The sequence below is a fragment of the Streptomyces katrae genome, from assembly GCF_000966975.1.
In the GTDB taxonomy this organism is placed as follows: Bacteria; Actinomycetota; Actinomycetes; order Streptomycetales; family Streptomycetaceae; genus Streptomyces; species Streptomyces katrae.
On record NZ_JZWV01000028.1, the window covers coordinates 1 to 9,559 of the forward strand.

The 9,559-nt window shown below is 71.4% G+C and carries 11 protein-coding genes; 8 read left to right on the forward strand and 3 right to left on the reverse strand.

From position 1 onward, the window contains the following. Positions 1-25: 25 nt before the first annotated feature. Positions 26-1,405, reverse strand: a complete 1,380-nt coding sequence (gene hisS, locus VR44_RS02040) for a histidine--tRNA ligase (RefSeq protein WP_045945593.1) — start codon at positions 1,403-1,405, stop codon at positions 26-28. A gap of 228 nt (positions 1,406-1,633) precedes the next feature. Between hisS and VR44_RS02045 the strand changes: the two genes are divergently transcribed. From VR44_RS02045 to VR44_RS02075, 7 genes are read left to right on the forward strand one after another with little or no spacing between them, the layout of a single operon-like run. Then, positions 1,634-2,404, forward strand: a complete 771-nt coding sequence (locus VR44_RS02045; protein WP_052713425.1) for a YqcI/YcgG family protein — start codon at positions 1,634-1,636, stop codon at positions 2,402-2,404. A gap of 3 nt (positions 2,405-2,407) precedes the next feature. Next, entirely contained in the window at positions 2,408-3,262 is an 855-nt protein-coding gene (locus VR44_RS02050) for an arginase family protein (RefSeq protein WP_045945594.1), read from the forward strand. A 47-nt stretch (positions 3,263-3,309) separates the two neighbouring features. After that, entirely contained in the window at positions 3,310-4,278 is a 969-nt protein-coding gene (gene cysK / locus VR44_RS02055) for a cysteine synthase A (protein WP_045945595.1), read from the forward strand. A 1-nt stretch (position 4,279) separates the two neighbouring features. Continuing rightward, positions 4,280-5,560: a homoserine O-acetyltransferase MetX gene (gene metX / locus VR44_RS42140; protein ID WP_211274998.1), complete on the forward strand. Its 1,281-nt coding sequence runs from the start codon at positions 4,280-4,282 to the stop codon at positions 5,558-5,560. After that, a complete protein-coding gene (locus VR44_RS46800; RefSeq protein WP_245691585.1) occupies positions 5,482-6,177 on the forward strand; it encodes an SDR family oxidoreductase in 696 nt (231 codons plus the stop codon). Before metX ends, VR44_RS46800 begins: the two co-directional genes overlap by 79 nt. Before the next feature lie 27 nt (positions 6,178-6,204). Further along, the gene (locus VR44_RS02070) at positions 6,205-7,131 is read left to right on the forward strand and encodes an ATP-grasp domain-containing protein (RefSeq protein ID WP_045945596.1); all 927 of its coding nucleotides are present in this window, start codon (positions 6,205-6,207) and stop codon (positions 7,129-7,131) included. Further along, complete coding sequence (locus VR44_RS02075; RefSeq protein WP_211274999.1) at positions 7,128-8,084, forward strand: DMT family transporter; 957 nt, start codon at positions 7,128-7,130, stop codon at positions 8,082-8,084. Before VR44_RS02070 ends, VR44_RS02075 begins: the two co-directional genes overlap by 4 nt. A gap of 347 nt (positions 8,085-8,431) precedes the next feature. Here the strand turns inward: VR44_RS02075 and VR44_RS02080 are convergent, their stop codons facing one another. Then, positions 8,432-8,695 carry a hypothetical protein gene (locus tag VR44_RS02080; protein ID WP_045945597.1) on the reverse strand — a complete coding sequence of 88 codons (264 nt, stop codon included), beginning with the start codon at positions 8,693-8,695 and terminating at the stop codon, positions 8,432-8,434. A gap of 137 nt (positions 8,696-8,832) precedes the next feature. Between VR44_RS02080 and VR44_RS02085 the strand changes: the two genes are divergently transcribed. Beyond that, positions 8,833-9,018, forward strand: coding sequence for a response regulator transcription factor (locus tag VR44_RS02085; protein ID WP_045945598.1), 186 nt, complete (start codon positions 8,833-8,835; stop codon positions 9,016-9,018). A gap of 86 nt (positions 9,019-9,104) precedes the next feature. Here the strand turns inward: VR44_RS02085 and VR44_RS02090 are convergent. Then, a partial coding sequence (locus VR44_RS02090) for a UbiA family prenyltransferase (protein WP_045945599.1) occupies positions 9,105-9,559 on the reverse strand: 455 nt, incomplete at its 5' end.

Below are 9,559 nucleotides of genomic sequence, written 5' to 3' on the forward strand. Positions count from 1 at the left end.
CCAGCGTCCTCACCAGCGACGTCCGCTACCGCTTCGTCATCGACACCGCCACCATCTGACCGACCTCCTCAGACGACGTCCAACGGGGGGACGGAACCCACACCGCGGGATCGGCCGGGGTCTGCTCGCCGGTCGTCAGGTTCTTGACCTCGTGGTTCCCGCCCTCCTCGAAGGGCGGGAACCAGACGAAGGGAATGCCCTTCCGGGACGCGTAGCGGAGCTGCTTGGCCACCTTGTCGGCCTGGTGGTAGAGCTCGACGTTCATGCCGCGCCGCCGCAGACCCGCCGCCGTGGTCTCGGCCGCGCGCCGGCGTTCGTCCGCCGGGATGACCACGAGGACCTGGCTCGGGCACTTGGGGCCGGTCTCCAGGAGCCCCTCCGCCAGGAGCTTGGCGAAGATCCGCGTCAGTCCGATGGACATGCCCACGCCGGGAAGGCCGCGCCGGATGAAGGAGCCGGTCAGGTTCTCGTAGCGGCCGCCCGAGCAGATGCTCCCGTAGTCCGGCCAGTCGGTGAACTTCCCCTCGTAGACGGTCCCCGTGTAGTAGTCGAGCCCGCGGGCGATCGAGAGGTCCGCGACGACGGCGCCCGCGGGCAGGTCGCCGAGGGAGTCCAGGACGTACCCCAGCTCGTCGAGTCCCTCGGCGAGGAGGTCCGAGGTGACCCCGAGGTCCCTGACGGCGTCGACGACGGCCGGGCCTTCACCGCGCAGCCGGGCGAGCGCCAGACAGGAGTCGACGGTCCGGGCGGGCAGGCCGAGTTCGCCGGACAGGAGCCTCGCGACGCCCTCCGGCCCCACCTTGTCCAGCTTGTCGACGGCCCGGATCACCGCCAGGGGATCCGCGATGCCCAGCCCCTCGTAGAACCCCTGCAGGACCTTCCGGTTGTTGATGCCGAGCGTCCACTCGGGCAGGTCCAGGGCGGTCATCACCTCGTGGATCATGCGCGGCAGCTCGGCGTCGAAGTGGAGCGGCAGCCGGTCGACGTTGATCACGTCGATGTCGCACTGGGTGAATTCACGGAACCGGCCGTCCTGGGCCCGTTCCCCGCGCCAAACGCGCTGCATCTGATAGCGCTTGAACGGGAAGACGAGCTCGTTGAAGTGCTGGGCCGTGTACCGCGCGAACGGCACGGTCAGATCGAAGTGCAGGCCGATGCGGGAATCGCTCGTGTCGTCCGCGTCCTCCTGGAGCCGGCGCAGCGCGTACACCTCGTTCGAGGTCTCGCCCTTGGCCGTGAGCACCGACAGGGGTTCCACGGAGGGGGTCTCGACCGAGCAGAACCCGTACCTCTCGAATCCCGACCGGATGACGTCGAGCCACCTCTGCTCGACCATGCGGATTTCCGGCAGCCATTCGGGAAATCCGCTCACCGGGAGAGGGCGGACCAGCTGCGAGTCGTTCATCGGGCGGTGTTCTCTCTTCCGGAGGGGACGCTGCGCCCGACCCTAACGACGGCCCGTTCCGGCGGCCACTCATTTCCCGGAGCGGCAGTCCGGGGCGGGGTCTACAACTTTCGTTGTACGGGGCCCGGCGGGCCTCTCAACCCTTCGTTTCAAGCCATTGCGGCACTCCGGTTCCGCGGGCAAACATGGCCATCGCCACAGCCCGTAACCGCAGAAACGGATGGCTAGGTGCACACGTCGCAGCACACCACAGCAATTGTTCCCCAGGCGCAGACAACCGAATTCGAAGAAGGCTGGCAGCGCACCGCAGTCGAGGAAATCACGGAACGGCTCACCGCCCCGGACTTTCCCTGTGTGTTCTCGCGGAACGCCTTTCGCAAGCAGCTCCTGAGGTTCGTCTTCGTGCCCGACGGCGGAAGCGGCGGCATCCGGCACCTGGCAGCGGCGCTCACGGAGTACGTCGAGGAGGCCGGGCGCTGGGACGGGCAGTTGGACACCGCGTATCCGCTGGTCGTGGTGTTCTCGCCGGAGGCCGTGGCCGGGGAGTCGGTCGAGGAGTACCACGCCTTCGGCTGGCACGTGCTGCAGGAGCTGCACCGCGTCGACCCCGCGCCCTGGCCGGCCGGGGTCGCCCGGCAGCCCGGTGACGAGGCGTGGTCCATGTGCTTCAACGGAATGCCGCTCTTCTGCAATATGAGCAACCCCGGGCACCGGATCCGCCGGAGCCGGAATCTCGGCCGGTCGTTCGTTCTCGTCATCAATCCCCGGGAGCGCTTCGACGTATTCGCCGGAGACACTCCGAGCGGCCGGAAGGTGCGCGCCAACATCCGCAACCGGATTCAGCGCTACGACGGCGTGCCGCATTCCCCGCAGCTGGGTTCCTACGGCATCGGCGCCCTCGAATGGCACCAGTACGGCCTGATCGAGGAGAACACCGGGCGGAGCGATGTCTGCCCCTTCTCACCCCGTATCGACGACGACACGCAGAGGACTTCCTGAGCCATGATCGACCTCATCGTCTCCCAGGGCCGGGTGGCCGACCGCAAGCCCCGGATGATCGAGGGCGCGGCCCGGATCGCCCGGGCCCTCGAACAGCGGTACGGGCTCGCCGGCCGCTGGATCGGGGAGCCGGCGCCTGCCGCCGACGACGACTGGAGCGAGAGCCTCCCGCAGGCCGAGGGGCAGCTGAACGCGCTCGGCCGCGCCGTCGGCGAGAGCATCCGGGCCGGCCACCGCACGGTCCTGGTCTCCAACACCTGCCCCGCGAGCATCGGCACGCTGCCGGTGGTGGCCCGTGAGCTGCCGGAGGCCGTGGTGCTCTACATCGACGGGCACGGAGACTTCAACACCCCCGCCACCAGCAGCGGCTACCTGGGCGGGATGGTGCTCTCCGCCGCGTGCGGCCTGTGGGAGAGCGGTCACGGAGGCGGGCTGCCCGTCTCGCAGGCGGTGCTGGTCGGCACCCGGGACATCGACGAGGGCGAGGCCGAGCTGATCGCGAAGGCAGGGGTACGGGTCATCCCGCCGGCCGAGACGACGGCGGAGAACATCCTCGACGCCATCGGCGACCGCCCCGTGTGGGTGCACATCGACTGGGACGTGCTCGAACCGGGCCACGTGCCCGCCGACTACACCGTCCCCGACGGGCTGCTCCCGGAGCAGATCCGGATGGTCTTCGAGACCATCCCGGCGGACCGGCTGCTCGGCGTCGAGCTGGCCGAGTTCGACGCCACCACGGACGAGGAGCAGAACGAGCGGGCGGTCGCCGTGGTCCTCGACATGGTCGCGCCCGTGTTCGAGAACGTCGCCGAGAACGTCCCCGGGAACCTCGTCGCGCGTGCCTTCGCCGGCCGGTAGGCCCGCTTCCCCTCCCCCCTCACCAGCCCGCCAAGGAGAGATCCCCCATGCCCCTGTACGACAGCATCCTCGACACCGTCGGCCGTACCCCGATCGTCCGGCTGAACCGGCTCGCCCCCGCGCACACCACGGTGTACGTGAAGGTGGAGGCCTTCAACCCCGGCGGCTCCGTGAAGGACCGGCTGGCGCTGTCCGTGGTCCTCGACGCCGAGGCACGGGGGGAGCTGAAGCCCGGTGACACGATCGTCGAGTGCACCTCCGGCAACGTCGGCATCGCCCTGGCGATGGTGGCCGCCGCGCGCGGCTACCACTTCGTCGCCGTCATGGGCGACACCTACTCGCTGGAGCGGCGCCAGCTCATCCGGGCGTACGGCGGCAAGGTGATCCTCTTCCCCGGTGCGCTCGGCAGCAGCGGCGGCAACCGGATCGCGGACGAACTGGCGGAGAAACACGGCTGGTTCCGGGCCCGCCAGTTCGACAACCCCGCCAACCCGGCCTACCACCGGGAGACCACGGCCTCGGAGATCCTCGCCGACTTCGCGGGCAAGCGGCTGGACTACTTCGTCACCGGGTTCGGCACCAGCGGCACCCTCACCGGCGTCGGGCAGATGCTGAAGACCGCCCGCCCCGGCGTCCGGATCGTCGCCACCGAACCGGAGAACGCCGCCATCCTGGGCAAGCAGGAGTGGAACGTCCACCGGATCCAGGGCTGGTCCCCGAACTTCGTGCCCAGCGTCCTCGACGACAGCGTCATCGACGAACTGGTGACCATCGACGAGACGGTGGGCCGGGACACCTCCCGCCGGCTGGCCGCGGAGGAGGGCATCTTCGCCGGTATCTCCGCCGGCGCCACCCTGGCCACCGCGCTGCGCATCGCGGAGACCGCCCCGGAGGGGTCGGTGCTGCTCGCCATGCTGCCGGACACCGGGGAGCGGTACCTGTCCACCTTCCTGATGGAGGGCGTCAACGAGGGCTCGGACGACGAGTGGCTCGCGTCCCTGGACTCCGGGAACTGACGTGAGCTGGGAATTCGTCCCCCCGGCCGCCCGCTTCGCCGCCCTGCCCGGCTCCTTCCCGCTGCTCCGCGGCGGGACCCTGAGCGGTGCGCGGGTCGCGTACGAGACGCTCGGGCGGCTGGCCCCCGAACGGGACAACGCGCTCCTGATCCTCACCGGCCTCTCCCCCGACAGCCATGTCGCCTCCCACCCCGGGGATCCGGCGCCCGGCTGGTGGGAGGCCATGGTGGGGCCGGGCAAGCCGGTCGACACCGACCGCTGGTACGTGATCTGCCTGAACGCGCTGGGCAGCTGCAAGGGCTCGACCGGGCCCGCCTCCCTCGACCCCGCCACGGGCGTCCCGTACGGGCCTCGGTTCCCGGAACTGTCGATGGAGGACATCGCCGACGCCGCCGCTCACACCGTGCGCGCCCTGGGCGTCGAGCGGCTGGCCTGCGTCATCGGCACCTCCATGGGCGGGATGAGCTCCCTGTCGCTCCTGGCCCGGCATCCGGGTCTGGTCCGCGCCCACCTGAACATCTGCGGGTCGGCGAGCTCGCTGCCGTTCGCGACGGCGATCCGCTCGCTCCAGCGGGAGGCGATCCGTTTCGACCCGCGGTGGAACGGCGGCCGCTACGCCGGTCCCGACACGGAGGACCATCCGCACCGCGGCATGCTCACGGCACGCAAGCTGGGCATGACGACCTACCGCTCGGCCCGCGAATGGGAGCGCCGGTTCGGCCGCGACCGCATCCCGGAGGAGCGCCGGGCGCGGGACGAGCCCTTCGGCCCCGAGTTCGAGGTCGAGGCGTACCTCGAAAGCCACGCCCGGAAGTTCTCGGGCCGCTTCGACCCCAACAGCTACCTCCATCTCAGCCGGTGCATGGACCGCTTCGACCTGGGCGAGTCCTGCGGCTCCTCGACCGCCGAGGCCCTGGCCGGGATCCGGCTGGAGAAGGCCCTGGTCATCGGTGTGGAGACCGACATCCTCTTCCCGCTCGGACAGCAGCGGGAGATCGCCGACGGCCTCGGCGCCGGCGGTACGGACACCGAGTTCCTGGCCCTGGAGTCGGACGAGGGCCACGACGCCTTCCTCGTCGACATCGGCCGCTTCGGCCCGCCCGTCACGAAGTTCCTCAGCTCGCTCTGGCCCTCCGGAGGTTCGACATGTCCCCCCACCCCCACCCCTTCCGGCTGGCGCTGGTCACCGGCGCGAACCGCGGCATCGGTTTCGAGACGGCGCGCAGGCTCGCCGCCGAGGGCGTCCGCGTCCTCCTCTCCGGCCGTGACCGCGCGGCGGTAGCCGCGGCGGCCGGGGAGCTGCGCGACGCGGGGCTCCCGGTGGAGCCGCTGGTCCTCGACGTGACCGACGGCGACGGCGTCCTGGCCGCCGCCGCCGAGGTCGAGCGGTCGTACGGCCGGCTCGACATCCTGGTCAACAACGCCGCGATCCGCGTCGAGGAGTACGGCAGGAAGCCCTCGGAGCAGCCCCTCGAACAGTGGCGCCGGACCTTCGACACCAACCTGTTCGCCGTCGTCGAGGTGACCCGGGCCTTCCTGCCGCTGCTGCGGCGCTCGCCGGCCGGCCGCATCGTCAACCTGTCCAGCCTGCTGGGCTCCGTCGGCACGCACGGCGATCCCGCCTCGTACGCCTACAGCGACATGTTCAAGTCGCTGCCCGCCTACAGCGCGTCGAAGAGCGCCCTCAATTCCTGGACGGTGCACCTCGCCTACGAACTGCGCGACACCCCGGTCAAGGTGAACGCCGTGCACCCCGGCTACACCCGGACCGGCCTCAACGACGGCGAGGGCGACCTCTCCGTCCAGGACGGCGCGCGGACGGGCGTGGCGATGGCGCTGCTCGGCGACGACGGCCCCACCGGCACGTACACGCACCGCGGCGAAACCGTCCCCTGGTAATCCCGGTACATCACATGGAGCACATCTATGGGCAACCACGTGGCCCTGGCCACCGACATGACCAGCCTTCCGATCGACTACGACATGCCGCTGCTGCTGGAGGCGTGCAAGGAGGCCGGAGTACGGGCCGAGATATGCAGCTGGGAGGATCCCGACATCGACTGGGGGGCCTTCGACGCCGTGCTGCTGCGGTCCCCGTGGAGTTACGTGGAGCAGCTGCCGCGCTTCCTGCGGTGGTGCGAGCGCGTCACCTCCGTGACGCACCTGCTCAACCCGCTGCCGGTGGTGCGCTGGAACCTCGACAAGAGCTACCTGGGCGATCTGGACGCGGCGGGGGTGCCCGTCGTGCCGAGCAGTTTCGTGGCCCCGGAGGCCGAGCCGGCCGACGCCCTGCGGGCCTTCCTCGAACGGTATCCCGACGCCGCCGAGTTCGTGGTGAAGCCGACCGTCGGCGCCTACTCGCGGGACGTGCAGCGGTTCTCCCGCGCGCAGGAGCCCGATGCGACCCGGCACATCGCCAAGCTGCTCGAACAGGGCTGCGACGCACTGATCCAGCCGTACATGGACGCCATCGACCGTGACGGCGAGACCGACCTGATCTATTTCGACGGCGAGTACAGCCACGCCATCCGCAAGCGGGCGCTGCTGCTGCCCGACGGCACGGTGGACGTACCCACGCAGGACGCCCGTACCGCGCGGGACGCCGCCCCGGACGAACGGGCGGTCGCCTCGGCGGCGCTGAAGGCGGTCGTGGCACGGCTGGACCTGGAACGGCCGCTGCTCTACGGCCGTGTCGACCTCATCCGCGACGGCGAGGGCAGGCCCGTCCTGCTCGAACTCGAAGTGTGCGAGCCGTCGCTGAGCATGCCCTTCGCCGAGGGCTCCGCCCACCGGTTCGCGCGGGCCATCGCCGCACGGCTGGAAGACATCTCCCGAACCCGCAAGAACGGATGACGACCATGACAACGGCACAGACGACACAAGAGACCTCGACGGCGCCGGCTCCGGCCGGCGGGTCCGCCCCGGCGGCCGCGGCCGCCGCCCCGGTCGGGGTGCGCGGAACCCTCTACGCCGCCCTCGGCGTGCTCAGCTTCTCGTTCAGCTTCCCCGGCACGGTGTGGGCCCTCGACGGGTTCGGCCCGTGGAGCGCCATCGGGGTACGCGGTGTGCTGGCCGCCCTGATCGCGGGCACGGCGCTGCTGGTGACGCGGGCCCCGCTGCCGGCCCGCGGCGACTGGCCCGCGCTCGCCGTGGTGGCGGGCGGCTGCGCGATCGGGTTCCCGCTGCTCACCACCCTGGCCCTGCAGACCTCGTCGACGGCGAACTCGGCGATCGTCATCGGGGCGCTGCCGATGGCGACCGCGGCGTTCTCCGCGGTCCTCACCCGGCGCCGGCCCTCGAAGGTGTTCCGGGCCGCGGCGCTGACCGGCGGGGCGACCGTGATCGCGTTCACCCTCTCGCAGAGCCACGGCAGGCCCACGGTCGCCGAGCTCTACCTCTTCGGCGCCCTCGTCGTCTGCGCGGCCGGCTACGCCTTCGGCGGGCGGCTCTCCGCCCGGATGCCCGGCTGGCGGGTCATCGCCTGGGGCGTGGTGCTGGCCGCTCCGGTCAACATCGCCGTGTCCCTGTGGGCGCTGCCGCACGAACCGGTGCACCTGACGTCGAAGGCCCTGATCGGCATGGCGTACATCGCGGCCGTCTCCCAGTTCGGCGGGTTCGTGGTCTGGTACAAGGGCATGGGGCTCATCGGTGTGGCCCGGGCGAGCCAACTGCAGCTCGCGCAGCCGCTGTTGACCCTGCTGTGGGCCGTACTGCTGATGGGCGAGACGATCGGTGCGGCCGTGCCGCTGACCGCGTGCATCGTCCTGGCCTGCATCGTCGTGACCCAACGGGCCAGGACCTCCTGAGCGGACGGGGCCACCGTCCCGGCCTGTCCATGACAACGAAATACATCGGTCCGGCGACCCAAAACCACGAAATCCGTGGCAGCGGGGGCGCCGGAACGATGCATTCTCACTCTTCGGACGCCCGTTTCCCTCGGATCTCCAGGGTGTTAGTTTCTCCGCGTTCACGCAGCGGGGCCGACCACGGGGCCCGCCGCGGTCCCGGGGGAAGGTGAGCGAGAGTTGAGTCGTCAGGCAGCCGCGCAGCAACTCCGTACCGCCGCGCCCGCGGTCATCGAGGCGTACCGGGCGGAACTCCTGCGCCTCGGCAGCCCCCTGGCGACCCGTGAAGACGCCTGGCAGCAGTGCCGTTACCAGGCGCGGAACATCGTGGCCGAGTGCGCGCAGTCGCTGGAGACGGGCCGGCCGGCGGAGGTCACGGGGGTCGGCGAGTACTCCCGGCTCCTCGGGGCGCACCGCGTCACCCAGCGGATCCCGGTGTCCGAGTCGGTGCGGGCCGCGGAGGTGCTCTGGGAGGCCATGCGGGAGGCGGTCGCGCGGGCGGCGGACCTGGTGCCGGCCGAACAGCGGCACTCGTTGCAGCAGGAGATCAGCACCACGTTCCGTACGGTCACCGGCGCCCGGCTCTACCAGGGGATCCGCGGCTACGAGGAGGCGGCGCGGCCCGAGGCCCCCGCCGAACGCCCGCAGGGGCCGTCGGGGCTGAGGGAGCAGGCGGAACTGGAGCCGCAGGCCCTGGAGGGCCCTGGAGGTGCTGACCCTCCGCGAGCGGGAGATCCTGGAGGCGGTGCGCGAGGGGCTGACGAACCGGCAGATCAGCCGGCGCTTCGAGATCACCGAGGCGACCGTCAAACGGCACCTGCACAACGCGTACCGCAAGCTGGGCATCAGCTCCCGCGTGCAGGCGCTGAACAAGATGTTCCCGGAAAACAGGTGACCGCGCCGCTGGAGCGGCGCGGTCGGTGATCGTGGCGGGCGGTTCCGGCTTCGACTCCGGACCGGGTCAGGGGCGGGCCGGGGGGTTCAGCCCAGGAGCCCCGGGAGGGCCAGGCCGGCCAGCGCGGTCAGGTTCGCGGCGTACTGGGTGACCATGAACGCCCGGTAGGCGCCGCGGCGTTCCGCGCGGCCGTCGTGCTCCCGACGGGCGCCGCGCAGCACGCGGACGACCACCCAGACCGACCCCAGGGCCACCGGCACCGCCACCGTGAGGGCGGGCTCCGCCCACAGCAGCGCCAGCGCCGGTGCGGCCGCGCCGACGGTGAGGGCGCCGGCCACGGCCAGGGCCCGCGCGGCGGCCGGGCCGCGGACGACGGCGACGGTACGGCGGCCGCCGGCCGCGTCACCGCTGACGTCACCGAGGTCCTTGGTGACGGCGCCGACCAGGGCCATCCACGCCGACATCACCCCGGCGACCAGCGCACCCGTCGCGGTCCACGCGCCGCCGGAGGCCGCGACCCCGGCCCCGTACGCGGTGGCGC